This is a genomic window from Pseudonocardia sp. EV170527-09 (assembly GCF_008369905.1).
Lineage (GTDB): Bacteria > Actinomycetota > Actinomycetes > Mycobacteriales > Pseudonocardiaceae > Pseudonocardia.
Genome location: NZ_VRMC01000054.1, coordinates 1 through 22,590, shown reverse-complemented (window position 1 = coordinate 22,590; position 22,590 = coordinate 1). Strand labels below are relative to the sequence as shown.

The window sequence follows — 22,590 nt, the reverse complement described above, 5'->3', positions numbered from 1 at the left end:
AGGGAGAGCTGAGCTAGTGGCAGCACAGGACGTGCTGACGGACCTGACCAAGGTCCGCAACATCGGCATCATGGCCCACATCGACGCCGGTAAGACGACCACCACCGAGCGGATCCTGTTCTACACCGGGATCAACTACAAGATCGGTGAGGTCCACGACGGCGGCGCCACGATGGACTGGATGGAGGAGGAGCAGAAGCGCGGCATCACGATCACGTCCGCCGCGACGACCTGCTTCTGGAAGAACCACCAGATCAACATCATCGACACCCCCGGGCACGTCGACTTCACCGTCGAGGTGGAGCGGTCGCTGCGGGTGCTCGACGGTGCGGTCGCGGTCTTCGACGGCAAGGAGGGGGTCGAGCCGCAGTCCGAGCAGGTCTGGCGGCAGGCCACCAAGTACGACGTCCCCCGCATCTGCTTCGTCAACAAGATGGACAAGCTGGGTGCGGACTTCTACTTCACCATCCAGACCATCAAGGACCGGCTGAACGCGACGCCGCTCCCGCTGCAGATCCCGATCGGCTCCGAGAACGACTTCATCGGTGTCGTCGACCTGGTCGAGATGCGTGCCCTCACCTGGCGCGGCGAGGTCGCCAAGGGTGAGGACTACACCGTCGAGGAGATCCCGGCGGAGCTCCAGGCCAAGGCCGAGGAGTACCGCACCCAGCTCATCGAGGCGGTCGCCGAGACCGACGACGAGCTCATGGAGCTCTACCTCGGTGGCGAGGACCTGACCGTCGAGCAGATCAAGAACGGCGTGCGCCGGCTGGTCAACGACCGCGCCGCGTACCCGGTCCTCTGCGGCTCGGCGTTCAAGAACAAGGGTGTCCAGCCGATGCTGGACGCGGTGATCGACTACCTGCCGTCGCCGTACGACGTGCCGCCGGTCGAGGGTTTCCTCACCGACGGTGAGACGCCGGCGAGCCGCAAGCCGTCGAAGGACGAGCCGTTCTCGGCGCTGGCCTTCAAGATCGCCGCGCACCCGTTCTTCGGCAAGCTCACCTACATCCGGGTCTACTCGGGTCAGGTCGCCGCCGGCGCCCAGGTCATCAACTCGACCAAGGACCGGAAGGAGCGCATCGGGAAGCTCTTCCAGATGCACTCCAACAAGGAGAACCCGGTCGACGAGGCCGTGGCCGGCCACATCTACGCGGTCATCGGCCTGAAGGACACGACCACCGGCGACACGCTCTGCGACCCGCAGAACCCGATCGTCCTCGAGTCGATGACCTTCCCGGACCCGGTCATCCAGGTCGCCGTCGAGCCCAAGTCGAAGGCGGACCAGGAGAAGCTCTCCCTGGCGATCCAGAAGCTGGCCGAGGAGGACCCGACGTTCCAGGTCTCCCTGGACGACGAGACCGGTCAGACCATCATCGCCGGCATGGGCGAGCTGCACCTCGAGGTGCTGGTCAACCGGATGAAGTCCGACTACAAGGTCGAGGCCAACATCGGCAAGCCGCAGGTGGCCTACCGGGAGACCATCAAGAAGGCCGTCGAGAAGTTCGAGTACACGCACAAGAAGCAGACCGGTGGTTCGGGCCAGTTCGCCCGCGTCATCATCAAGCTCGAGCCGCTCACCAGCGGCGACGGTGCGCTGTACGAGTTCGAGAACAAGGTCACCGGTGGCCGTGTCCCGCGGGAGTACATCCCGTCGGTCGACGCCGGTGCCCAGGACGCCATGCAGTACGGCATCCAGGCCGGCTACCCCGTGGTCGGTGTGAAGCTCACGCTGCTGGACGGTCAGTACCACGAGGTCGACTCCTCGGAGATGGCCTTTAAGGTCGCCGGTTCCATGGCGTTCAAGGAGGCGGCCCGCAAGGCGAGCCCCGCCATCCTCGAGCCGATGATGGCCGTCGAGGTGATGACGCCCGAGGACTACATGGGCGACGTCATCGGTGACCTGAACTCCCGCCGCGGCCAGATCCAGGCCATGGAGGAGCGGGCCGGTGCCCGTGTCGTCAAGGCGACCGTGCCGCTGTCCGAGATGTTCGGCTACGTCGGCGACCTGCGGTCGCGGACCCAGGGCCGGGCGAACTACACGATGGTCTTCGACTCCTACGCCGAGGTTCCGGCGAACGTGGCGAAGGAGATCATCGCGAAGGCCACGGGCGAGTAAGAGCTCCCCGGGGCGGGCCCCAGTGCCCGACCTGCTCGGAGGGTGCGGTCCGCGGATCGGTAAGGTCCGCGGCCCGCACCACCCGACACCGACAGACCTGCCGTCAGCACGGCGGAGTACAGACACGAGTCCAGGAGGACCCAGCAGTGGCGAAGGCGAAGTTCGAGCGGACCAAGCCGCACGTCAACATCGGCACCATCGGTCACATCGACCACGGCAAGACCACGCTGACGGCGGCCATCACCAAGGTTCTGCACGACAAGTTCCCGACCCTCAACGAGGCGTCGGCGTTCGACATGATCGACAAGGCGCCCGAAGAGCGCCAGCGCGGTATCACGATCTCGATCGCGCACGTCGAGTACCAGACCGAGAAGCGGCACTACGCGCACGTCGACTGCCCCGGGCACGCCGACTACGTGAAGAACATGATCACCGGTGCCGCCCAGATGGACGGCGCGATCCTGGTGGTCGCCGCGACCGACGGCCCGATGCCCCAGACCCGTGAGCACGTGCTGCTCGCGCGTCAGGTCGGCGTGCCGTACATCGTCGTCGCCCTGAACAAGGCGGACATGGTCGACGACGAGGAGATCATGGAGCTCGTCGAGATGGAGGTCCGCGAGCTGCTGTCGGCTCAGGACTACCCGGGCGACGACCTCCCGATCGTGCGCGTCTCGGCGCTGAAGGCGCTCGAGGGCGACGACAAGTGGGCCGAGGCCATCGTCGAGCTCATGGACGCGGTCGACGAGGCCATCCCGGAGCCCGAGCGCGACGTCGAGAAGCCGTTCCTCATGCCCGTCGAGGACGTCTTCACGATCACCGGTCGCGGCACGGTCGTCACCGGCCGTATCGAGCGCGGCATCGTCAAGGTCAACGAGACCGTCGACATCGTCGGGATCCGGCCGAACAAGACCTCGACCACCGTCACCGGTGTCGAGATGTTCCGCAAGATCCTCGACGAGGGTCGCGCCGGCGAGAACGTCGGTCTGCTCCTGCGCGGTATCAAGCGTGAGGACGTGGAGCGCGGCCAGGTCGTCGTGAAGCCGGGTTCGATCACCCCGCACACCGAGTTCGAGGGCCAGGTGTACATCCTGGGCAAGGACGAGGGCGGCCGTCACACCCCGTTCTTCAACAACTACCGTCCGCAGTTCTACTTCCGGACGACCGACGTGACCGGTGTCGTGACCCTCCCGCAGGGCACCGAGATGGTCATGCCGGGTGACAACACCACCATGAGCGTTCAGCTGATCCAGCCGATCGCCATGGAGGAGGGCCTGCAGTTCGCCATCCGTGAGGGTGGTCGCACCGTGGGCGCCGGCCAGGTCACCAAGATCAACGCGTGACGTGACGGGGTCGTCCCACCAGGGGCGGCCCCGTTACCCACCCCCCGGTCGAGGGTGCCGCACAGCGGTGTGTCATCCTTGACGGGTTGCACGATGAGCATGGCGCGTGGGAGCGCCGCCCCTGTTCCCGGTTCCCGGTAGTTCAGAGGTCGCGAACCACGCGCCATGCTCGTTGTCAGCCCCGGTACTGCGGTCCGCCGTGAGGCCGGGGAGATTCCGAGCGACATGCCCGCCCCAGATGGGGGTGGGACGCGGTGACCCGGGCAGAACCATGCGGGTAGGGCGCGACACGCCCGACCTCGTGGACCGGAGAGCCCCGGCAGGACGAGTGCTCCAGGGAACTGGACGCGCGACTCCGGGCCGACAGAGACCTGAACAGAGCACGGGCCGCAGCCGGCCCGCCGGACATCCGGTGGCAGCACGGCGCGAGTTCTTACGGGGCCGAACCGCGACACCCCCGCGGCAGGAAGAAGAGGACGACCGACGACCATGGCGGGACAGAAGATCCGCATCAGGCTCAAGGCCTATGACCACGAGGCAATCGACGCGTCTGCTCGCAAGATCGTGGAGACCGTGACGCGTACCGGTGCCCGGGTCGTCGGCCCCGTGCCGCTGCCTACCGAGAAGAACGTGTACTGCGTCATCCGCTCGCCGCACAAGTACAAGGACTCGCGCGAGCACTTCGAGATGCGCACGCACAAGCGACTCATCGACATCCTCGACCCGACGCCCAAGACGGTCGACGCGCTCATGCGCATCGACCTGCCGGCGAGCGTCGACGTCAACATTCAGTGACGGCGGGGTGGAGACGATGACTGCTGCATTCAAGAAGACGACTGCCACCAAGCAGACGAAGAAGGTCACCGGCCTCCTGGGCACCAAGCTCGGGATGACCCAGTTGTTCGACGAGAACAACCGCATCGTGCCGGTCACCGTGGTCCAGCTCGGACCGAACGTCGTGACGCAGGTGCGCTCGCAGGAGACCGACGGCTACACCGCCGTCCAGCTGGCCTACGGGGCCATCGACCCGCGCAAGGTGAACAAGCCGGAGTCCGGCCACTTCGCCAAGGCCGGCGTCACCCCCCGTCGCCACGTCCTGGAGCTCCGCACCTCCGACGCCGCCGAGTACACCACCGGCCAGGAGGTCACCGTCGAGGCGTTCGCCGAGGTGGCCGAGGTCGACGTGGTGGGCGTGACCAAGGGCAAGGGCTTCGCCGGTGTCATGAAGCGCCACGGGTTCAAGGGCCTGGGCGCCTCGCACGGCACGCAGCGCAAGCACCGTTCGCCGGGCTCCATCGGCGGCTGCGCCACCCCGGGCCGCGTGTTCAAGGGTGTGCGGATGGCCGGCCGGATGGGTTCCGACCGCCAGACCACGCAGAACCTGAAGGTCCACCGGGTGGACGCCGAGCGCGGGCTGCTGCTCGTCAAGGGCGCCGTCCCCGGTCCGCGCGGTGGCCTCGTCGTGGTGAAGACCCCCGCGAAGGGCGATGGCAAGTGAGCACCGTGCAGATCAAGACCCCCGAGGGTTCCGCCTCCGGCAGCGTCGAGCTCCCGGACCACGTCTTCGACGTGACGGCGAACATCGCCCTCATGCACCAGGTGGTGACCGCGCAGCTCAACGCCGCGCGTCAGGGCACGCACGACGTGAAGGGCCGCGGCGAGGTCCGCGGCGGTGGCAAGAAGCCGTACCGGCAGAAGGGCACCGGTCGCGCCCGTCAGGGCTCGATCCGCGCGCCGCAGTTCGCCGGTGGTGGCATCGTCCACGGCCCGACGCCGCGCGACTACTCGCAGCGGACCCCGAAGAAGATGAAGGCCGCCGCCCTGCGTGGCGCCCTCTCCGACCGGGCCCGCGCCGGAGCCGTGCACGTCGTGTCCGCCTTCGCCGAGGGTGACGCGCCGTCGACCAAGGCCGCCCGCAAGGTGATCGAGGCCGTCGTGCCCGACGCCCGCCGGGTGCTCGCGGTCGTCGAGCGTTCCGACGAGAACGCCCTGCTGAGCCTGCGCAACCTGCCGCAGGTCCACCTGATCGCGCCCGACCAGCTGAACACCCACGACGTGCTCGTCAACGACGTCGTGCTGTTCACGCAGGCGGCGCTGGACGAGTTCCTGGCCGGCCCGATCGCGAAGCCGAAGGCTGCCGGCCGCCGCGCTGAGGAGGCCGACAAGTGATCACGGACCCGCGGGACGTGCTGCTCGCGCCGGTCGTCTCGGAGAAGAGCTACGGGCTGCTCGACGAGCGCCAGTACACCTTCGTCGTGGCACCGGCCGCGAACAAGACCCAGATCAAGATCGCCGTGGAGAAGGTGTTCGGGGTCAAGGTGACCAGCGTGAACACGCTGAACCGCCCGGGCAAGCGCAAGCGCTCCCGCACCGGCTACGGCAAGCGCAAGGACACCAAGCGCGCGATCGTCACGCTCTCCGAGGAGAGCAAGGCGATCGACGTCTTCGGTGGCCCGGCGAGCTGAGGGAGCGAGCTGACCCATGGCCATTCGTAAGTACAAGCCGACCACCCCGGGCCGTCGTGGCTCGAGCGTGTCGGACTTCGCCGAGATCACCCGCGACACCCCCGAGAAGTCGCTGCTGCGTCCGCTGCACAACAAGGGCGGCCGCAACGCGCACGGGCGGATCACCACCCGTCACCAGGGTGGCGGGCACAAGCGCGCCTACCGTCTGATCGACTTCCGTCGTCACGACAAGGACGGCGTGCCGGCGAAGGTCGCGCACATCGAGTACGACCCGAACCGCACCTCGCGGATCGCACTGCTGCACTACGCCGACGGCGAGAAGCGCTACATCATCGCGCCGGCGAAGCTCAAGCAGGGCGACAAGATCGAGAACGGTCCCCGGGCCGACATCAAGGTGGGTAACAACCTGCCGCTGCGCAACATCCCGACGGGCACCGTGGTGCACGCGATCGAGCTCCGCCCCGGTGGCGGCGCGAAGATCGCGCGCTCGGCCGGTGTCGGCGTCCAGCTGGTCGCCAAGGACGGGCCCTACGCGCAGCTGCGGATGCCCTCCGGCGAGATCCGCTACGTCGACGTGCGCTGCCGCGCCACCGTCGGCGAGGTGGGCAACTCGGAGCACGCCAACATCAACTGGGGCAAGGCCGGCCGTATGCGGTGGAAGGGCAAGCGCCCGACCGTCCGTGGTGTCGTCATGAACCCGGTGGACCACCCGCACGGTGGTGGTGAGGGCAAGACCTCCGGTGGCCGCCACCCGGTGAACCCGGCGGGCACGCCCGAGGGCCGTACCCGCAAGAACAAGCCGTCCGACAAGTTGATCGTCCGCCGGCGCCGCACCGGCAAGAAGCGCTGAGCAGGGAGGTAAGACATGCCGCGCAGCCTGAAGAAGGGCCCCTTCGTGGACGACCACCTGCTCAAGAAGGTGGACGCCCTCAACGAGTCCGGCAAGAAGACCGTGATCCGCACGTGGTCCCGTCGGTCCACGATCATCCCGGACATGATCGGTCACACCATTGCGGTGCACGACGGCCGCAAGCACGTCCCGGTCTTCGTGTCCGACTCGATGGTCGGGCACAAGCTGGGCGAGTTCGCCCCGACCCGCACGTTCCGGGGTCACATCAAGGACGACCGCAAGGCGCGTCGGCGCTAGAAGCCGGCCCGAGTAGCGACAAGGAGAGGTGGAGAAGATGGCAGACACTGCCGAGACCACCGGCGCTGCGCTCGAGCCGACTCGTGCGCGCGCCGTGGCACGGTTCGTCCGTAGCTCGCCGATGAAGACCCGCCGCGTCGTGGACCTGGTCCGCGGTCTGCCGGTCGACGAGGCGTTGGCGATCCTGCGGTTCTCGCCGCAGGCCGCGGCGGAGCCCGTCGCGAAGGTCGTGGCGAGCGCCGCGGCCAACGCCGAGAACAACCTGGACCTGGACCCGGAGACCCTCGTGGTCGCCGTGGCGATGGTCGACGAGGGCCCGACGCTGAAGCGGATCCGGCCGCGCGCCCAGGGGCGTGCGTACCGCATCCGCAAGCGGACGAGCCACATCACCATCGAGGTCGAGTCGGTTCCGCAGAAGGCCGGCCGTCGTGGTGCGAAGGGGAGGGCCCGCTGATGGGGCAGAAGATCAACCCGCACGGCTTCCGCCTGGGCATCACCACGGACTGGAAGTCGCGCTGGTACGCCGACAAGCAGTACTCCGAGTACGTCAAGGAGGACGTCGAGATCCGCCGCATGCTCTCCAAGGGCATGGAGCGGGCCGGCATCTCCAAGGTCGAGATCGAGCGGACCCGGGACCGCGTGCGGGTGGACATCCACACCGCGCGTCCGGGCATCGTGATCGGCCGCCGTGGCGCGGAGGCCGACCGGATCCGGGGCAACCTCGAGAAGCTGACCAAGAAGCAGGTCCAGCTGAACATCCTCGAGGTCAAGAACTCCGAGTCCGACGCGCAGCTCGTCGCCCAGGGCGTCGCCGAGCAGCTGTCGAACCGGGTCGCCTTCCGGCGTGCGATGCGCAAGGCCATCCAGTCGGCCATGCGCAGCCCGCAGGTCAAGGGCATCCGGGTCCAGTGCTCGGGCCGCCTCGGCGGTGCCGAGATGTCGCGGTCGGAGTTCTACCGCGAGGGTCGGGTCCCGCTGCACACGCTGCGTGCCGACATCGACTACGGCCTGTTCGAGGCCCGGACCTCCTTCGGCCGCATCGGCGTGAAGGTCTGGATCTACAAGGGCGACGTCGTCGGCGGCCGCCGCGAGGGCGTTCCGGCCGCTGCCGAGGCCCCGGGCCGCGGTCCGCGCCGCGAGCGTCCGGCCCGGCGCCGTTCCGGTGCCTCGGGCACCACTGCGACCAGCACCGAGGCCGGGCGTGCCGCGCAGAGCGCGGGCCAGGCCGGCGGCGCCGCGACGGCGACCGCCGAGGCCCCGGCCTCCGGTGAGAACCAGAGCAACGGTGGGGAGAGCTGACCGATGCTGATCCCACGCAAGGTCAAGCACCGCAAGCAGCACCGGCCCAAGCGCAAGGGCATGGCCAGCGGTGGTACCGCGGTCACCTTCGGCGACTGGGGCATCCAGGCGCTGGAGCCGGCCTACGTGTCGAACCGACAGATCGAGTCGGCGCGTATCGCGATCAACCGGCACATCCGTCGTGGCGGGAAGATCTGGATCAACGTCTTCCCGGACATCCCGATGACCAAGAAGCCGGCCGAGGTCCGCATGGGTTCCGGTAAGGGTTCGCCCGAGAAGTGGGTCACGAACGTCAAGCCGGGCCGGGTGCTCTTCGAGATGAGCTTCCCGAACCGCGAGGTGGCGCACGAGGCTCTGACCCGTGCGATCCACAAGCTGCCCATGAAGTGCCGGATCGTGTCCCGTGAGGGTGGTGACATCTGATGGCGAGCAGTGGCAACACCAAGGCCGCCGAGCTGCGCGAGCTCTCCGACGAGGAGCTGGTCGTGCGTGTCCGGGAGGCCAAGGAGGAGCTGTTCAACCTCCGCTTCCAGATGGCCACCGGGCAGCTGGACAACAACCGGCGGCTGCGGGCCGTCCGTCACGACATCGCGCGGTGCTACACCGTCATGCGCGAGCGTGAGCTCGGCCTTTCCGCCGCACCGACCGAGAGTGAGGGCGCGGCGTGAGCAGCGATAACTCGGCTGAGACGAAGAACGAGGAGCGCGGGGAGCGCAAGGTCCGCGAGGGCCTGGTCGTGTCCGACAAGATGGAGAAGACGATCGTCGTCTCCCTCGAGGACCGGGTGAAGCACCCCCTGTACGGCAAGGTCATCCGCCGGACCAGCAAGGTCAAGGCGCACGACGAGGGGAACACCGCCGGTATCGGCGACCGTGTCCGCCTCATGGAGACCCGCCCGCTGTCGGCGACCAAGCGCTGGCGGCTGGTGGAGATCCTCGAGAAGGCCAAGTAGGAGTCGAAGTGATCCAGCAGGAGTCGCGGCTGCGCGTCGCCGACAACACCGGCGCCAAGGAGATCCTGTGCATCCGGGTGCTGGGCGGCTCCGCGCGGCGCTACGCCGGGATCGGCGACGTCATCGTCGCCACGGTCAAGGAGGCCATCCCCGGCGCCGGCGTGAAGCGTGGTGACGTCGTCAAGGCGGTCATCGTGCGCACCAAGAAGGAGAAGCGCCGTCCCGACGGCAGCTACATCCGTTTCGACGAGAACGCCGCCGTCCTGATCAAGGCGGACAACGGACCTCGGGGGACCCGTATCTTCGGCCCGGTCGGGCGCGAGCTGCGCGACCGCAAGTTCATGAGGATCATCTCCCTGGCCCCGGAGGTGCTCTGACATGAAGGCGAAGATGAAGGTCAAGAAGGGCGACACCGTTCTGGTGATCGCCGGCAAGGACAAGGGTGCACGGGGCAAGGTCATCGCGGCCTACCCGGAGCGCCAGCGCGTGCTGGTCGAGGGCGTGAACCGGATCAAGAAGCACACCCGGATCAGCCAGAACCAGCGCGGGGCCGAGAGCGGCGGGATCGTCACCCAGGAGGCCGCCATCCACGTCTCGAACGTGATGGTGTGCGACTCCGACGGCAAGCCGACCCGCATCGGCAAGAAGACCGTCGAGGGCGAGGACGGCACCACCCGCCGCGTCCGGATCTCCAGGCGCAACGGGAAGGAGATCTGAGATGACCACGGCTGAGAAGACCCTGCCGAGGCTCAAGCAGCGTTACCGCGACGAGATCCTCGACAAGCTCCGCGAGGAGTTCGGCTACACCAACGTCATGCAGATCCCCGGCCTGACCAAGGTCGTGGTGAACATGGGTGTCGGTGACGCCGCCCGCGACTCGAAGCTGATCGACGGTGCGCTGCGCGACCTGGCCACCATCACCGGCCAGAAGCCGCAGCTGCGTCGCGCCACCAAGTCCATCGCGCAGTTCAAGCTGCGTGAGGGCATGCCGATCGGCGCGAAGGTGACCCTCCGCAACGACCGGATGTGGGAGTTCCTCGACCGGCTGCTGACCATCGCGCTGCCCCGTATCCGCGACTTCCGCGGCCTCGAGAGCAACCAGTTCGACGGGCGTGGCAACTACACGTTCGGCCTGAACGAGCAGTCGATGTTCCACGAGATCGACCCGGACTCCATCGACCGGCCGCGGGGCATGGACATCACGGTCGTGACCACCGCGACCACGAACGCCGAGGGCCGGGCGCTGCTGCGCCACCTGGGCTTCCCGTTCAAGGAGAGCTGAGCGAATGGCGAAGAAGGCGCTCATCAACAAGGCGAACGCGAAGCCGAAGTTCGCCGTGCGGGGTTACACCCGTTGCAACAAGTGCGGTCGGCCGCGTGCCGTGTTCCGCAAGTTCGGCCTCTGCCGCGTGTGCCTGCGAGACATGGCGCACGCCGGCGAGCTGCCGGGTGTGAGCAAGTCCAGCTGGTGATCCGACCGCCCCGCGTCCGCGGGGCAGCGGATCCGATCGCCGCAGGCCCGCATCGGCGCGGTGCCCCGCACAGGGGCGCCGCGCCGGTACGAGGAACCACGGCGGGAAAGAGACATACACCATGACGATGACCGATCCGATCGCAGACATGTTGACCCGTCTGCGGAACGCGAACTCGGCCTACCACGACCGCGTCGTGATGCCCCACTCGAAGCTGAAGGTCGCCATTGCGGAGATCCTTCAGAAGGAGGGCTACATCGCGGCACACCACACCGAGGACGCCGAGGTCGGCAAGTCCCTGGTCGTCGAGCTGAAGTACGGCCGCAACCGTGAGCGCAGCATCGCCGGTCTGCGCCGGGTGTCCAAGCCCGGTCTGCGTGTGTACGCGAAGTCGACGAATCTGCCGCGGGTCCTGGGTGGCCTCGGCATCGCGATCATCTCGACCTCTCGGGGTCTGATGACCGACCAGCAGGCCTACCGGAGCGGCGTGGGTGGGGAAGTCCTCGCCTACGTCTGGTGAGAGAGGGGTAACGAACGATGTCGCGCATCGGAAAGCTGCCCATCACCGTCCCGTCGGGCGTGGAGATCACCATCGACGGCCGCACGGTCACCGCGAAGGGCCCCAAGGGCACCCTCTCGCACACCGCTGTCGAGCCGATCACGATCGAGCGTGACGACGACGGCACGGTGCTGGTGAAGCGCCCGAACGAGGAGCGTGAGGTGCGGGCCTACCACGGCCTGACCCGCTCTCTCGTCAACAACATCGTGGTCGGCGTCAGCGCCGGCTACGAGAAGAAGCTGGAGATCCACGGCGTGGGTTACCGCGTGCAGCTGAAGGGCAAGAACCTCGAGTTCGCCCTGGGCTACTCGCACCCGGTCGTCATCGAGCCGGCGGAGGGCATCACCTTCGCGGTCGAGTCGCCGACCCGGTTCTCGGTCTCCGGCATCGACAAGCAGCTGGTCGGCGAGACCGCTGCCAACATCCGGAAGCTGCGCCGCCCCGACCCGTACAAGGGCAAGGGTGTGCGGTACGCCGGCGAGCAGGTCCGCCGCAAGGTCGGAAAGACGGGTAAGTGATGGCCGAGACGAACGAGACGGTGTCGGGTGCCGCCCGCCGCCGGATGGCGTCCCAGGTGGCGCGCAAGCGCCGCGACTCGCGCATCCGCCGGCACGCCCGGCTCCGGAAGAAGATCTCCGGGACGCCGGTGCGTCCGCGGCTGGCGGTCAACCGCTCCTCGCGGCACATCACCGTCCAGCTGATCGACGACCTGGCGGGCCACACGCTGGCCTTCGCGTCCTCCCTGGACGCCGAGGTGCGTGGCGTCGAGGGCGACAAGAAGGCCAAGGCTGCCAAGGTCGGCGAGCTCATCGCCGCTCGGGCCAAGGAAGCGGGCATCTCCGCGGTCGTGTTCGACCGCGGCGGGCTGGCCTACCACGGCCGGATCGCGGCCCTGGCCGACGCCGCCCGCGAGGGAGGCCTGGAGTTCTGATGAACCAGACCGAGAAGATCGAAGGGACTGTCTGATGCCGGGACGTACGCGGCGTGACGGCGGAGCCCCGGGTGGCAGCGGTGGGAACGACAACCGCAACAACCGGGACCGCCGGGACGGTGGCCGTGGCGGGGCGGCCCAGGACAAGACCCCGTACATCGAGCGGCTGGTCACGATCAACCGCGTGGCCAAGGTCGTCAAGGGCGGCCGCCGGTTCAGCTTCACCGCGCTGATGATCGTCGGCGACGGTGACGGCCTGGTGGGCGTCGGCTACGGCAAGGCCAAGGAGGTGCCGGCCGCGATCGCCAAGGGCGTGGAGGAGGCGAAGAAGAACTTCTTCCGCGTCCCCCGCATCGGCGGCACGATCGTGCACCGTGTGCAGGGTGAGGCCGCCGCCGGCGTCGTCATGCTGCGCCCGGCCTCCCCGGGTACCGGTGTCATCGCCGGCGGCCCGGTCCGCGCGGTGCTGGAGTGCGCGGGGATCTCGGACATCCTGTCCAAGTCCCTCGGCTCCGACAACGCCATCAACATCGTGCACGCCACGGTGGCGGCGCTTCAGTCGGTGCAGCGTCCGGAGGAGGTCGCGGCCCGCCGCGGTCTGCCGCTGGAGGACGTCGCCCCGGCGAGCATGATGCGCCAGCGCGCCGAGGCCGACGCGGCGAAAGTGTGAGCGACATGGCCACGTGGAAGATCACCCAGGTGAAGAGCCGGATCGGGACCAAGCAGAACCAGCGCGACACGCTGCGTTCGCTCGGTCTACGCAAGATCCGGCAGTCGGTGGTGCGCGAGGCGGACCCGCAGACCCGCGGTTACGTCCACACCGTGCGCCACCTCGTGACGGTGGAGGAGGTGCAGCCGTGAGCGAGAACGAGAACTCCGTGATCAAGCTGCACGACCTGCGGCCGGCCCCGGGCTCGAAGAAGGCGCGGACCCGTGTGGGTCGCGGTGAGGGCTCCAAGGGCAAGACCGCCGGTCGCGGTACCAAGGGCACCAAGGCCCGCAAGACGGTGTCCCCGCGCTTCGAGGGCGGGCAGATGCCGCTGCACATGCGGCTCCCGAAGCTCAAGGGCTTCAAGAACCGCTTCAAGGTCGAGTACCAGGTCGTGAACGTCGGCGAGCTGGCCGTCCTGTTCCCGCAGGGTGGCGAGATCGGCCCGGCCGAGCTGGTCGAGGCGGGCGCGGTTCGCAAGAACCAGCTCGTGAAGGTCCTCGGCGAGGGCGAGCTCTCGGGCGTCGCCCTGACCGTGAAGGCCCACAAGTTCTCCGCCTCCGCGCGCGAGAAGATCTCGGCGGCGGGCGGCTCCGTCTCCGAGCTGTAGGCCCCACCGCACGTCCCCCGGCGCCGTCCGTGGCGCCGGGTCCACCCCAGGTGGACCCGGCCCGTGGGCGGCGCCGAGGCGTTTCCGGGCCGCTGTTACAGTCACGTCCGGACCGAGTGTCCACCGATTACCTGGCGCGCCTCGAGGCGCGCAGCCCCCGCCGGTACACACCGGCCCGGGTGTCCCGCGAGGCGCGGAACGCGCGTCGACCAACCCGGCCGACCCCTCAGGGGCCGGCGCAGGCGGTGTCGGGCCGCCGACGTCGTAGGAGGATCACCGAGTGCTCAGCGCAGTCCGGGCGGCCCTGACCACGCCGGATCTCCGCAAGAAGATCCTCTTCACGCTGGCGATCGTGGCGGTGTACCGGCTCGGGGCGAACATCCCCTCGCCGGGGGTGTCCTACCCCAACATCCAGGAATGTGTCCGTCAGGTCGAGGGCGGCGACAACGCCAGCGTCTACTCCCTGATCAACCTGTTCTCCGGCGGGGCACTGCTCCAGCTGTCGATCTTCGCGCTGGGCATCATGCCCTACATCACCGCGAGCATCATCGTGCAGCTGCTGCAGGTCGTCATCCCGCGGTTCGAGCAGCTCAAGAAGGAAGGCCAGTCCGGCCAGGCCAAGCTCACGCAGTACACGCGGTACCTGACGATCGGCATCGCCGTGCTGCAGGCCACCGGCTTCGTGGCGTTGGCCGAGCGCGGTCAGCTGTTCCAGGGCTGTGCGCTGCCGATCATCCCGGACTCGTCGGTCTTCACCCTGATCGTGATCGTGATCGTGATGGTCGCCGGGACGACGGTGGTGATGTGGCTGGGCGAGCAGGTCACCGAGCGCGGCATCGGCAACGGCATGTCGCTGCTCATCTTCGCCTCGATCGCGCACCGCATCCCCGCCGAGGGCCGGCTGATCCTGGAGAACTCCGGCGGTCTGGTCTTCGCCGGTGTCTGCGTCTTCGGCCTCGCGATCATCGCCAGCGTCGTGTTCGTGGAGAACGGCCAGCGGCGGATCCCGGTGCAGTACGCCAAGCGCATGGTCGGCAGGCGCATGTACGGCGGCACCTCGACCTATCTGCCGCTGAAGGTCAACCAGGCCGGCGTCGTGCCGGTGATCTTCGGTAGCTCGCTGCTCTACCTGCCCGACCTGGTCGCCCGGCTCGCCGGGAACGACGGCGGCTGGTTCCAGCAGTTCGTGCAGACCTATCTCGTCGATCAGTCCAATCCCGTGCACATCGTGTTGTACGTAGCACTGATCATCTTCTTCACGTACTTCTACGTCGGCATCACGTTCAACCCCGACGAGCGCGCCGAGGACATGAAGAAGTACGGCGGGTTCATCCCGGGCATCCGCCCGGGCCGGCCCACCGCGGAGTACCTGAACTTCGTGCTCAGCCGCATCACGCTGCCGGGATCGCTGTACCTGGGTCTCATCGCGGTGCTCCCGAACTTCTTCCTCGGGATCACCGGCAGCGGCCAGAACCAGAACTTCCCGTTCGGCGGCACGGCTGTGCTGATCATGGTCACCGTGGGCCTCGACACCCTGAAGCAGATCGAGAGCCAGCTCATGCAGCGTAACTACGAAGGTTTCCTGCGTTAGGCTCGCCGCAACGTGGCCGAGCGGGAACCCCGGTGCGGGGCCCCGGCCCCGATCGTGGTGCCTCGGGCATCGTGTGCCGGCGAGGACGCCGGCGCCATGGACGACAAGACTTCAGGAGGTCGGGTTCTCGTGCGACTCGTTCTGGTGGGACCGCCCGGTGCCGGCAAGGGGACCCAGGCTGAGCAGATGGCCAAGCGGCTCGACGTCCCGCACATCTCGACCGGGGACCTGTTCCGGGCGAACCTGCGGGACGAGACCGAGCTCGGCCGTGAGGCGAAGCGCTACATGGACGCCGGGGACCTCGTCCCCGACGAGGTGACCGTCGGGATGGTGCGCGACCGGCTCGGCGACGCCGACACCGCGAACGGCTTCATCCTCGACGGCTTCCCGCGCAACGTGGCGCAGGCGGACTCCCTGGAGAAGATCCTGTCCGACAAGGGGCTGGAGCTCGACGCCGTCGTCCAGTTCGACGTCGACGACGAGGTCGTGGTCCAGCGGCTGCTCGGCCGCGGCCGCAGCGACGACAACGAGGACACCATCCGCAACCGGCAGCGGGTCTACCGCGAGGAGACCGCTCCGCTGCTGGACCACTACCGTGACCGGCTGGTCACGATCGACGCCGTCGGCGAGATCGACGAGATCACCGACCGGGTCTTCTCGGCGCTGCAGAACCGCAACGACGGCTGAGGACCCGGAGGGGTGCCGGACGGGCACCACGGCGGGAACCGAGGGAAGAGCACATGAACGGTCGCGGCGGCATCCGAGGGGCGATCGCCCGTTACCGGGGTCGGGACATCGAGCTCAAGACCCACGGGCAGCTCGAGGCGATGCGGGTGGCGGGCGCGCTGGTCGCGGCCACGCTGGCCGCGGTCACCGAGCACGCGAAGCCCGGGGTGAGCACGGCGGAGCTCGACGCGCTGGCCGAGCAGACGATCCGCGACGGCAACGGCGTCCCCTCGTTCCTCGGCTACCACGGCTTCCCGGCGAGCATCTGCGCCTCGGTGAACGAGCAGATCGTGCACGGGATCCCGTCGCCGAAGCAGGTGCTCGCCGACGGTGACCTCATCTCGGTGGACTGCGGCGCGATCGTCGACGGCTGGCACGGCGACTCCGCCGTGACCATCGCCGTCGGCGACGTCGCACCCGCCGACCTGGCGCTGTCGGCCGCCTGCCGCGGCGCCATGGACGCCGGCATCCTCGCCGTCCGCGACGGGGCCCGGCTGACCGACGTCTCCTACGCCATCCAGGAAGCATGCCGGGCCGCCGCCGCGGCCGACCGCGCCGACTACGGGATCGTCGCCGAGTACGGCGGCCACGGCATCGGGACCTCGATGCACATGGACCCGTTCCTGCCCAACCACGGCGAGCCGGGCAAGGGCCCGCGGCTGCGCCCTGGCATGGCCCTGGCCGTCGAGCCGATGCTCGTCGCGGGGGATCCGGACACCCTGGAGCTGGAGGACGGCTGGACGGTCGTCACCGCGGCCGGCGGCCGCGCCGTGCACTGGGAGCACACCGTCGCCGTCACCGAGGACGGGCCGTGGCTGCTGACCGCGCCCGCCGGCGCACCGGACCGCCCCGGCGCCTGAGCGCCGCCCCACCGGTGCCCGACGCGCTCCGCGCGGGTGCTGGTCCGTGACCGGGCCGGTCCGTTACCGTCGGCGACCCGGACGTCTACCACGCCGGTCACCCCCGCCTGCGCCGGCCTCGCACGGCCTCCGTACACTGGACCTTCGGCGCGTCGTGTGACGTCCGCTCCGTGTGCTCCGTGTACCCCACAGTGTTCCCGGTCCGGCTCCGTCCGCGCGCGCCGAACCGGTCGTCGGCACCGCTGTCGATCGGGGCAACCGACACCTGTCACGGATAGCGGAGGACATGGCCAAGAAGGACGGGGCGATCGAGGTCGAGGGCCGGGTCGTCGAACCCCTGCCGAACGCGATGTTCCGGGTGGAGCTGGAGAACGGCCACCGGGTGCTCGCACACATCAGCGGGAAGATGCGCCAGCACTACATCCGGATCCTTCCGGAGGACCGGGTGGTCGTCGAGCTGTCGCCCTACGACCTGAGCCGCGGCCGCATCGTCTACCGCTACAAGTGACGACCAGCTCCACCACGGTCGGTCGCGAGACCCACAAGAACGACACACAGAGGCAGACGACGTGAAGGTCAAGCCGAGCGTCAAGAAGATCTGCGACAAGTGCCAGGTGATCCGCCGTCACGGCCGGATCATCGTGATCTGCTCGAACCTGCGCCACAAGCAGCGCCAGGGCTGAGCAGAGCGGTACCGGTCGCGATCCTCTGATCGCGCAGCAGAAGCCCCCGATGCACCTGCCGGGCCACACGGGCCCGGTAGCACCCCCGGAACCAGGCCGGGGCCCGTTCAGCTCAGCGGCGGAACGGGACGGGCATCGGGAAGACCTGGGACGACAAACAAGGAGACAACGCCGCATGGCACGTGTTGCCGGCGTCGACCTCCCCCGCGAAAAGCGGTTGGAGATCGCGCTCACCTACATCTTCGGGGTCGGACGGACCCGGTCCAAGGAGATCCTCGAGGCCACGGCGCTGAGCCCCGACCTCCGGTCGAAGGACCTGACCGACGAGGACGTCAGCAAGCTCCGCGAGTACATCGAGGCGAACCTGCAGGTCGAGGGTGACCTGCGCCGTGAGATCCAGGCGGACATCCGCCGGAAGATCGAGATCGGTTCGTACCAGGGCATCCGTCACCGTCGCGGCCTTCCGGTCCGCGGCCAGCGCACGAAGACCAACGCGCGCGGCCGCAAGGGCCCGAAGAAGACCGTCGCCGGTAAGAAGAAGGCAGGTAAGAAGTAATGCCGCCCCGCGCACGTCAGGGTGCCGGACCCAAGAAGGTCCGCCGTCGCGAGAAGAAGAACGTCGCGCACGGTCACGCCCACATCAAGTCCACGTTCAACAACACGATCGTGTCGATCACCGACCCGACCGGTGCCGTCATCGCCTGGGCCTCGTCCGGGCACGTCGGCCTCAAGGGGTCGCGCAAGTCGACGCCGTTCGCCGCGCAGCTGGCCGCCGAGAACGCCGCCCGCAAGGCGATGGACCACGGCATGAAGAAGTGCGACGTCTTCGTCAAGGGCCCGGGCTCGGGCCGTGAGACGGCGATCCGCTCGCTGCAGGCAGCCGGCCTCGAGGTCGGCACCATTTCCGACGTGACCCCGCAGCCGCACAACGGCTGCCGCCCGCCCAAGCGGCGCCGGGTCTAGGGGAAGGGAGAACCACCATGGCTCGTTACACCGGCCCCATGACCCGCAAGTCCCGCCGACTGAAGACCGACCTCGTCGGCGGCGACCAGGCGTTCGAGCGTCGTCCTTACCCGCCCGGCCAGCACGGCCGGATCCGGATCAAGGAGACCGAGTACCTCCTGCAGCTGCAGGAGAAGCAGAAGGCCCGCTTCGGCTACGGCCTGCAGGAGAAGCAGCTCCGCGCCTACTACGAGGAGGCGCACCGCCGGGAGGGCAAGACCGGCGACGAGCTGCTGCAGATCCTCGAGTCGCGCCTCGACAACGTCGTGTACCGCGCGGGCCTCGCCCGCACCCGGCGCATGGCCCGTCAGCTGGTGAACCACGGCCACTTCCTGGTCAACGGGAAGAAGGTCGACATCCCCAGCTACCGGGTGTCGCGCTACGACATCATCGATGTCAGGGACAAGTCGCGGAACACCGACCCGTTCGTCATCGCCAAGGAGACCCAGGGCGACCGCCCGGTCCCGGCGTGGCTGCAGGTCGTCCCGTCGACCCTGCGGATCCTCGTCCACCAGCTGCCCGAGCGCGCTCAGATCGACACCCAGGTCACCGAGCAGCTCATCGTCGAGTTCTACTCGAAGTAGCTCGACACGCCGCCGCCCCGCAGGGAGGGGCGGCGGTTCCTCTGCGACATCAAATAGCGGTTGTCGCAGGTGCGAAGGAGGCACACACCCATGCTGATCTCTCAGCGACCCTCACTGTCCGAGGACGTCGTCACCGAGACCCGGTCGCGGTTCGTCATCGAGCCGCTGGAGCCGGGCTTCGGCTACACCCTCGGTAACTCCCTGCGCCGGACGCTGCTGTCGTCGATCCCCGGCGCCGCCGTCACGTCCATCCGGATCGACGGCGTCCTGCACGAGTTCACCACCGTGCCGGGGGTCAAGGAGGACGTCACCGACATCATCCTCAACCTCAAGGAGCTCGTCGTGAGCTCCGAGGAGGACGAGCCGGTGACGATGTACCTGCGCAAGCAGGGCCCGGGTGCGGTCACCGCGGGGGACATCGTCCCGCCCGCCGGTGTCACCGTGCACAACCCGGACCTGCACATCGCCTCGCTCAACGACAAGGGCCGGCTCGAGGTCGAGCTCGTCGTCGAGCGCGGCCGCGGGTACGTCCCGGCGATGCAGAACAAGGCCACCGGTGCCGAGATCGGCCGGATCCCGGTCGACTCGATCTACTCGCCGGTGCTGAAGGTGACCTACAAGGTCGAGGCCACGCGAGTCGAGCAGCGCACCGACTTCGACAAGCTCATCCTCGACGTCGAGTCGAAGCCGTCCATCACCCCGCGGGACGCGCTGGCCTCGGCCGGCAAGACCCTGGTCGAGCTGTTCGGCCTGGCCCGCGAGCTGAACGTGGACGCCGAAGGCATCGAGATCGGCCCCTCCCCGCAGGAGGCGGACACCATCGCGGCGTTCGCGATGCCGATCGAGGAGCTGGACCTCACGGTCCGGTCCTACAACTGCCTCAAGCGCGAGGGCATCCACACGGTCGGCGAGCTCGTCGGCCGCAGCGAGGCGGACCTGCTCGACATCCGCAACTTCGGCGCCAAGTCGATCGACGAGGTCAAGATGAAGCTCGTCGGCCTCGGCCTGGCCCTCAAGGACAGCCCGCCCGGGTTCGACCCGTCGGCGGCGGCGAGCGACTACGGCGTCGACGGTGGGAGCGGGTTCGACCCGGACACCTTCGGTGACGACGGTCAGGACTACGCAGAAACGGAGCAGTTGTAGCCATGCCCCAGCCCACCAAGGGTGCCCGCCTCGGCGGGTCACCCGCGCACCAGCGGCTGATCCTGGCCAACCTGGCGACCTCGCTGTTCGAACACGGCCGGATCACCACCACCGAGGCCAAGGCCCGGCGGCTGCGTCCGTACGCGGAGCGGCTGATCACCAAGGCCAAGGCCGGCGACCTGCACAACCGGCGCGAGATCATGAAGGTGATCCGCGACAAGTCGGTCGTGCACCGCCTCGTCACCGAGATCGGCCCGTTCTTCGCGGACCGCAACGGTGGCTACACCCGGATCACCAAGACGATGCCGCGCAAGGGCGACAACGCCCCGATGGCGGTCATCGAGCTGGTCCAGCAGAAGACGGTCACCGACGAGGCCAACCGCGCCCGTCGCGCGGCCGCCTCGCAGGAAGCCCCGGCTGCGGCCGAGGTGACCGAGGAGAAGATCGAGCAGGCGCAGGCCGACTCGACCGCGGCCGCCGAGGAGCTGAAGGCGTCCGAGACGTCCGAGGCGCCCTACGGCGAGGGCTCGCACGCCCCGCTGGAGGACCCGGCCGAGGCCCCCGAGGGCTTCGAGATCAAGGGCAACGAGGACTCGAAGCTCTACCACGTCCCCGGCTCGGCGTTCTACGACCGCACCGTGGCCGAGGTCTGGTTCGCCACCGAGGAGGCCGCCGAGGCGGCCGGCTTCGCGAAGCCGGCGTCCCAGCAGGGTTCCGACTCCTGATCGGTCCGCACCACTCCGATGAGCCCGCCGTCACCGACGGCGGGCTCATCGGCGTTTCCGGTGTTCCGGGTCCGGGTCCGGGTCCGGGCACGGTGCGGCTGCGACTCGACGTCGCCTACGACGGCACCGACTTCTCCGGGTGGGCGCAGCAGCCGACCCGGCGCACCGTGCAGGGCGTGCTCACCGAGGCACTGTCGACCGTGCTGCGCACCCCGCCGCGGCTCACCGTCGCCGGACGTACCGACGCCGGGGTGCACGCGTCAGGACAGGTCTGTCACGTCGACCTCCCGGAGACCCTCGCACCGCAGATCGACGGTCTGCTCCGGCGGCTGAACCGGCTGCTGCCGCCGGACGTGCGGGTGCACGACCTCGGGCAGATGCCCGACACCTTCGACGCCCGCTTCTCCGCGCTGCGCCGCCACTACCGCTACCGGGTCACCACGGCCCCGTTCGGTGCCGAGCCGCTGCGGGCGCGGGAGACCGTCGCCTGGCCGTACCCCCTGGACCCGGAGCCGATGAACGCCGCCTCGGCGCTGCTGCTGGGCGAGCACGACTTCGCCGCGTTCTGCAAGCGCCGCGAGGGCGCGACGACCGTGCGCGCGCTGCAGCGCTTCGACTGGTCGCCCGCGCCGGGTGAGCCGGATGTGCTCGTCGCGGCGGTCTCGGCGGACGCGTTCTGCCACTCGATGGTCCGCAGCCTGGTCGGCGCGGTGTTCGAGGTCGGCCGTGGCCGCAGGCCCGTCGACTGGCCCGCGGGGCTGCTGCGCCGCGAGGTGCGCGCCTCCGAGGTGACCGTCGCGCCGCCGCACGGCCTGTCGCTGACCGGCGTCGACTACCCCGCCGACGACGAGCTCGCCGCCCGCGCCGAGCGGACCCGGCGGATCCGGGTGCCCGGCGAGGGCTGAGCAGGCACCGTCGCGACCGGCCCGGATGCGCGAACGGGGGCGGGCGGCCTCAGTCGATCGGCCGCACCCACGCCGGGTGCGGCGGCCCGGCGACACGGTGCGCCCGGCGGGTGTCGAGCGCCAGGGCCACGCCCAGCCACACCAGCGACACCGACCAGCCGAGCAGGGCCACCGAGCCGAGGACGTACAGCGGCTCGGTCGGCCCGGCGGACAGCCCGGCGGACTCGAGCAGCACCGACAGCGGGGCGCGCACGGAGTCCTCGCTGTCGCCGAAGTCGGGCATCAGCAGCCCGCCGGCGAGCAGGAATCCGGCGCAGGCGAGGAACGGGGCGGTCACCGCCGGGGTGAGCACGCGGCGTCGCAGCACGGTCAGCGACAGGACTGCCGGCACCATCAGCAGAACCGGACCCACCAGGGTCATGATCAGGATGATCAGGAACCAGCCCGGCGCGGTGAACCGCAGGGCCACGAAGGCCAGGTGTCGACGACGGCCTGAGACTGACCCCCTGACGTCGGATTGGGATTGACCCCTTCTGGGCGACGCTGAGGGGGTGTTGTCGGTGGAGGACTGGTCCGAGATCCGTCGTCTGCATCGGGCGGAGGGTGTCCCGATCAAGGAGATCTCCCGCCGGCTGGGAGTCGCGCGGAACACGGTGCGTTCGGCGCTGCGGGCGCCGGGCCCACCGCGGCGGGAACGGGGCCCGCGGGGTTCGCTGGCTGATGCGGTCGAGCCGCAGGTGCGGGCTCTGTTGGCGCAGTTCCCGCGGA

Annotated in this window: 36 protein-coding genes; 35 read left to right on the top strand and 1 reads right to left on the bottom strand. The window is 69.0% G+C overall.

Annotated elements, in window-relative coordinates; all coding sequences use genetic code 11:
* The first annotated feature begins 16 nt into the window (after positions 1-16).
* The 34 genes from fusA to truA all read left to right on the top strand — a co-directional run bounded on the left by fusA (position 17) and on the right by truA (position 21,822).
* A complete protein-coding gene (fusA, locus tag FVA95_RS17590) occupies positions 17-2,119 on the top strand; it encodes an elongation factor G (RefSeq protein WP_043277197.1) in 2,103 nt (700 codons plus the stop codon).
* A gap of 146 nt (positions 2,120-2,265) precedes the next feature.
* Complete coding sequence (tuf, locus tag FVA95_RS17585) at positions 2,266-3,459, top strand: elongation factor Tu (RefSeq protein WP_020622940.1); 1,194 nt, start codon at positions 2,266-2,268, stop codon at positions 3,457-3,459.
* A gap of 489 nt (positions 3,460-3,948) precedes the next feature.
* The gene (gene rpsJ, locus FVA95_RS17580; RefSeq protein WP_003938093.1) at positions 3,949-4,254 is read left to right on the top strand and encodes a 30S ribosomal protein S10; all 306 of its coding nucleotides are present in this window, start codon (positions 3,949-3,951) and stop codon (positions 4,252-4,254) included.
* A gap of 16 nt (positions 4,255-4,270) precedes the next feature.
* Positions 4,271-4,957, top strand: a complete 687-nt coding sequence (gene rplC, locus FVA95_RS17575; RefSeq protein WP_051050086.1) for a 50S ribosomal protein L3 — start codon at positions 4,271-4,273, stop codon at positions 4,955-4,957.
* Entirely contained in the window at positions 4,954-5,628 is a 675-nt protein-coding gene (gene rplD / locus FVA95_RS17570) for a 50S ribosomal protein L4 (RefSeq protein WP_149665169.1), read from the top strand. The genes rplC and rplD overlap by 4 nt, the downstream gene beginning before the upstream one ends.
* Positions 5,625-5,924, top strand: a complete 300-nt coding sequence (rplW, locus tag FVA95_RS17565; RefSeq protein ID WP_149665168.1) for a 50S ribosomal protein L23 — start codon at positions 5,625-5,627, stop codon at positions 5,922-5,924. Before rplD ends, rplW begins: the two co-directional genes overlap by 4 nt.
* Before the next feature lie 16 nt (positions 5,925-5,940).
* A complete protein-coding gene (gene rplB, locus FVA95_RS17560) occupies positions 5,941-6,774 on the top strand; it encodes a 50S ribosomal protein L2 (protein ID WP_043277193.1) in 834 nt (277 codons plus the stop codon).
* Between the two features lie 15 nt (positions 6,775-6,789).
* Positions 6,790-7,071 (top strand): 30S ribosomal protein S19, encoded by a 282-nt coding sequence (gene rpsS, locus FVA95_RS17555; protein ID WP_020622935.1) that lies wholly within the window; start codon positions 6,790-6,792, stop codon positions 7,069-7,071.
* Positions 7,072-7,108: 37 nt separating this feature from the next.
* The gene (gene rplV / locus FVA95_RS17550) at positions 7,109-7,525 is read left to right on the top strand and encodes a 50S ribosomal protein L22 (RefSeq protein WP_043277206.1); all 417 of its coding nucleotides are present in this window, start codon (positions 7,109-7,111) and stop codon (positions 7,523-7,525) included.
* Complete coding sequence (gene rpsC, locus FVA95_RS17545; RefSeq protein ID WP_020622933.1) at positions 7,525-8,370, top strand: 30S ribosomal protein S3; 846 nt, start codon at positions 7,525-7,527, stop codon at positions 8,368-8,370. The genes rplV and rpsC overlap by 1 nt, the downstream gene beginning before the upstream one ends.
* Positions 8,371-8,373: 3 nt before the next feature.
* Positions 8,374-8,793: a 50S ribosomal protein L16 gene (gene rplP / locus FVA95_RS17540; protein ID WP_020622932.1), complete on the top strand. Its 420-nt coding sequence runs from the start codon at positions 8,374-8,376 to the stop codon at positions 8,791-8,793.
* Positions 8,793-9,038 (top strand): 50S ribosomal protein L29, encoded by a 246-nt coding sequence (rpmC, locus tag FVA95_RS17535; protein WP_020622931.1) that lies wholly within the window; start codon positions 8,793-8,795, stop codon positions 9,036-9,038. The genes rplP and rpmC overlap by 1 nt, the downstream gene beginning before the upstream one ends.
* Entirely contained in the window at positions 9,035-9,322 is a 288-nt protein-coding gene (gene rpsQ, locus FVA95_RS17530; RefSeq protein ID WP_020622930.1) for a 30S ribosomal protein S17, read from the top strand. Before rpmC ends, rpsQ begins: the two co-directional genes overlap by 4 nt.
* Before the next feature lie 8 nt (positions 9,323-9,330).
* Positions 9,331-9,699 carry a 50S ribosomal protein L14 gene (gene rplN, locus FVA95_RS17525; RefSeq protein ID WP_010228481.1) on the top strand — a complete coding sequence of 123 codons (369 nt, stop codon included), beginning with the start codon at positions 9,331-9,333 and terminating at the stop codon, positions 9,697-9,699.
* 13 nt (positions 9,700-9,712) lie between these two features.
* Positions 9,713-10,039 (top strand): 50S ribosomal protein L24, encoded by a 327-nt coding sequence (gene rplX, locus FVA95_RS17520; RefSeq protein WP_043277204.1) that lies wholly within the window; start codon positions 9,713-9,715, stop codon positions 10,037-10,039.
* A 1-nt stretch (position 10,040) separates the two neighbouring features.
* Entirely contained in the window at positions 10,041-10,604 is a 564-nt protein-coding gene (gene rplE, locus FVA95_RS17515; RefSeq protein WP_020622928.1) for a 50S ribosomal protein L5, read from the top strand.
* A gap of 4 nt (positions 10,605-10,608) precedes the next feature.
* Entirely contained in the window at positions 10,609-10,794 is a 186-nt protein-coding gene (locus FVA95_RS17510) for a type Z 30S ribosomal protein S14 (protein ID WP_020622927.1), read from the top strand.
* Positions 10,795-10,915: 121 nt separating this feature from the next.
* Positions 10,916-11,314, top strand: coding sequence for a 30S ribosomal protein S8 (rpsH, locus tag FVA95_RS17505; RefSeq protein WP_020622926.1), 399 nt, complete (start codon positions 10,916-10,918; stop codon positions 11,312-11,314).
* Between the two features lie 17 nt (positions 11,315-11,331).
* Positions 11,332-11,871, top strand: coding sequence for a 50S ribosomal protein L6 (gene rplF, locus FVA95_RS17500; RefSeq protein WP_020622925.1), 540 nt, complete (start codon positions 11,332-11,334; stop codon positions 11,869-11,871).
* 44 nt (positions 11,872-11,915) lie between these two features.
* A complete protein-coding gene (gene rplR / locus FVA95_RS17495) occupies positions 11,916-12,284 on the top strand; it encodes a 50S ribosomal protein L18 (RefSeq protein WP_164514875.1) in 369 nt (122 codons plus the stop codon).
* Between the two features lie 34 nt (positions 12,285-12,318).
* Positions 12,319-12,954: a 30S ribosomal protein S5 gene (gene rpsE / locus FVA95_RS17490; protein ID WP_020622923.1), complete on the top strand. Its 636-nt coding sequence runs from the start codon at positions 12,319-12,321 to the stop codon at positions 12,952-12,954.
* Positions 12,955-12,959: 5 nt separating this feature from the next.
* Positions 12,960-13,145, top strand: coding sequence for a 50S ribosomal protein L30 (gene rpmD / locus FVA95_RS17485; RefSeq protein ID WP_020622922.1), 186 nt, complete (start codon positions 12,960-12,962; stop codon positions 13,143-13,145).
* 17 nt (positions 13,146-13,162) lie between these two features.
* Positions 13,163-13,603 (top strand): 50S ribosomal protein L15, encoded by a 441-nt coding sequence (gene rplO / locus FVA95_RS17480; RefSeq protein ID WP_060714324.1) that lies wholly within the window; start codon positions 13,163-13,165, stop codon positions 13,601-13,603.
* Positions 13,604-13,883: 280 nt separating this feature from the next.
* Entirely contained in the window at positions 13,884-15,194 is a 1,311-nt protein-coding gene (secY, locus tag FVA95_RS17475; RefSeq protein ID WP_020622920.1) for a preprotein translocase subunit SecY, read from the top strand.
* A 129-nt stretch (positions 15,195-15,323) separates the two neighbouring features.
* On the top strand, positions 15,324-15,881 hold the full coding sequence (locus FVA95_RS17470; protein ID WP_149665167.1) for an adenylate kinase: 558 nt from the start codon (positions 15,324-15,326) through the stop codon (positions 15,879-15,881).
* 53 nt (positions 15,882-15,934) lie between these two features.
* Positions 15,935-16,780 carry a type I methionyl aminopeptidase gene (gene map, locus FVA95_RS17465; RefSeq protein WP_149665166.1) on the top strand — a complete coding sequence of 282 codons (846 nt, stop codon included), beginning with the start codon at positions 15,935-15,937 and terminating at the stop codon, positions 16,778-16,780.
* Between the two features lie 286 nt (positions 16,781-17,066).
* Positions 17,067-17,288: a translation initiation factor IF-1 gene (gene infA, locus FVA95_RS17460; protein ID WP_010228514.1), complete on the top strand. Its 222-nt coding sequence runs from the start codon at positions 17,067-17,069 to the stop codon at positions 17,286-17,288.
* Positions 17,289-17,349: 61 nt separating this feature from the next.
* Positions 17,350-17,463, top strand: coding sequence for a 50S ribosomal protein L36 (gene rpmJ / locus FVA95_RS17455; RefSeq protein ID WP_020622917.1), 114 nt, complete (start codon positions 17,350-17,352; stop codon positions 17,461-17,463).
* 175 nt (positions 17,464-17,638) lie between these two features.
* A complete protein-coding gene (rpsM, locus tag FVA95_RS17450; RefSeq protein ID WP_020622916.1) occupies positions 17,639-18,019 on the top strand; it encodes a 30S ribosomal protein S13 in 381 nt (126 codons plus the stop codon).
* A complete protein-coding gene (gene rpsK / locus FVA95_RS17445) occupies positions 18,019-18,426 on the top strand; it encodes a 30S ribosomal protein S11 (RefSeq protein WP_020622915.1) in 408 nt (135 codons plus the stop codon). The genes rpsM and rpsK overlap by 1 nt, the downstream gene beginning before the upstream one ends.
* A 17-nt stretch (positions 18,427-18,443) precedes the next feature.
* Positions 18,444-19,049 (top strand): 30S ribosomal protein S4, encoded by a 606-nt coding sequence (rpsD, locus tag FVA95_RS17440; RefSeq protein WP_043277188.1) that lies wholly within the window; start codon positions 18,444-18,446, stop codon positions 19,047-19,049.
* Positions 19,050-19,139: 90 nt separating this feature from the next.
* Entirely contained in the window at positions 19,140-20,192 is a 1,053-nt protein-coding gene (locus FVA95_RS17435) for a DNA-directed RNA polymerase subunit alpha (protein ID WP_020622913.1), read from the top strand.
* A gap of 2 nt (positions 20,193-20,194) precedes the next feature.
* Positions 20,195-20,917, top strand: coding sequence for a 50S ribosomal protein L17 (rplQ, locus tag FVA95_RS17430; RefSeq protein WP_020622912.1), 723 nt, complete (start codon positions 20,195-20,197; stop codon positions 20,915-20,917).
* 98 nt (positions 20,918-21,015) lie between these two features.
* Entirely contained in the window at positions 21,016-21,822 is an 807-nt protein-coding gene (gene truA, locus FVA95_RS17425) for a tRNA pseudouridine(38-40) synthase TruA (protein WP_205015889.1), read from the top strand.
* Positions 21,823-21,871: 49 nt separating this feature from the next.
* Here the strand turns inward: truA and FVA95_RS17420 are convergent, their stop codons facing one another.
* On the bottom strand, positions 21,872-22,291 hold the full coding sequence (locus tag FVA95_RS17420; RefSeq protein ID WP_149665165.1) for a hypothetical protein: 420 nt from the start codon (positions 22,289-22,291) through the stop codon (positions 21,872-21,874).
* Positions 22,292-22,373: 82 nt separating this feature from the next.
* On the opposite strand from FVA95_RS17420, the gene FVA95_RS17415 reads away from it, so the two are divergent.
* A partial coding sequence (locus FVA95_RS17415; protein WP_193564260.1) for a sigma factor-like helix-turn-helix DNA-binding protein occupies positions 22,374-22,590 on the top strand: 217 nt, incomplete at its 3' end.

Bases quoted from the DNA above. Each gene is read 5' to 3' on its own strand.
- rpsJ (WP_003938093.1), top strand. From the start codon at position 3,949: ATGGCGGGACAGAAGATCCGCATCAGGCTCAAGGCCTATGACCACGAG.
- rplC (WP_051050086.1), top strand. From the start codon at position 4,271: ATGACTGCTGCATTCAAGAAGACGACTGCCACCAAGCAGACGAAGAAG.
- rplB (WP_043277193.1), top strand. From the start codon at position 5,941: ATGGCCATTCGTAAGTACAAGCCGACCACCCCGGGCCGTCGTGGCTCG.
- rpsS (WP_020622935.1), top strand. From the start codon at position 6,790: ATGCCGCGCAGCCTGAAGAAGGGCCCCTTCGTGGACGACCACCTGCTC.
- rplV (WP_043277206.1), top strand. From the start codon at position 7,109: ATGGCAGACACTGCCGAGACCACCGGCGCTGCGCTCGAGCCGACTCGT.
- rpsC (WP_020622933.1), top strand. From the start codon at position 7,525: ATGGGGCAGAAGATCAACCCGCACGGCTTCCGCCTGGGCATCACCACG.
- rplP (WP_020622932.1), top strand. From the start codon at position 8,374: ATGCTGATCCCACGCAAGGTCAAGCACCGCAAGCAGCACCGGCCCAAG.
- rpmC (WP_020622931.1), top strand. From the start codon at position 8,793: ATGGCGAGCAGTGGCAACACCAAGGCCGCCGAGCTGCGCGAGCTCTCC.
- rplX (WP_043277204.1), top strand. From the start codon at position 9,713: ATGAAGGTCAAGAAGGGCGACACCGTTCTGGTGATCGCCGGCAAGGAC.
- rplE (WP_020622928.1), top strand. From the start codon at position 10,041: ATGACCACGGCTGAGAAGACCCTGCCGAGGCTCAAGCAGCGTTACCGC.
- FVA95_RS17510 (WP_020622927.1), top strand. From the start codon at position 10,609: ATGGCGAAGAAGGCGCTCATCAACAAGGCGAACGCGAAGCCGAAGTTC.
- rpsH (WP_020622926.1), top strand. From the start codon at position 10,916: ATGACGATGACCGATCCGATCGCAGACATGTTGACCCGTCTGCGGAAC.
- rplF (WP_020622925.1), top strand. From the start codon at position 11,332: ATGTCGCGCATCGGAAAGCTGCCCATCACCGTCCCGTCGGGCGTGGAG.
- rplR (WP_164514875.1), top strand. From the start codon at position 11,916: ATGGCGTCCCAGGTGGCGCGCAAGCGCCGCGACTCGCGCATCCGCCGG.
- rpsE (WP_020622923.1), top strand. From the start codon at position 12,319: ATGCCGGGACGTACGCGGCGTGACGGCGGAGCCCCGGGTGGCAGCGGT.
- rpmD (WP_020622922.1), top strand. From the start codon at position 12,960: ATGGCCACGTGGAAGATCACCCAGGTGAAGAGCCGGATCGGGACCAAG.
- map (WP_149665166.1), top strand. From the start codon at position 15,935: ATGAACGGTCGCGGCGGCATCCGAGGGGCGATCGCCCGTTACCGGGGT.
- infA (WP_010228514.1), top strand. From the start codon at position 17,067: ATGGCCAAGAAGGACGGGGCGATCGAGGTCGAGGGCCGGGTCGTCGAA.
- rpsM (WP_020622916.1), top strand. From the start codon at position 17,639: ATGGCACGTGTTGCCGGCGTCGACCTCCCCCGCGAAAAGCGGTTGGAG.
- rpsK (WP_020622915.1), top strand. From the start codon at position 18,019: ATGCCGCCCCGCGCACGTCAGGGTGCCGGACCCAAGAAGGTCCGCCGT.
- rpsD (WP_043277188.1), top strand. From the start codon at position 18,444: ATGGCTCGTTACACCGGCCCCATGACCCGCAAGTCCCGCCGACTGAAG.
- FVA95_RS17435 (WP_020622913.1), top strand. From the start codon at position 19,140: ATGCTGATCTCTCAGCGACCCTCACTGTCCGAGGACGTCGTCACCGAG.
- rplQ (WP_020622912.1), top strand. From the start codon at position 20,195: ATGCCCCAGCCCACCAAGGGTGCCCGCCTCGGCGGGTCACCCGCGCAC.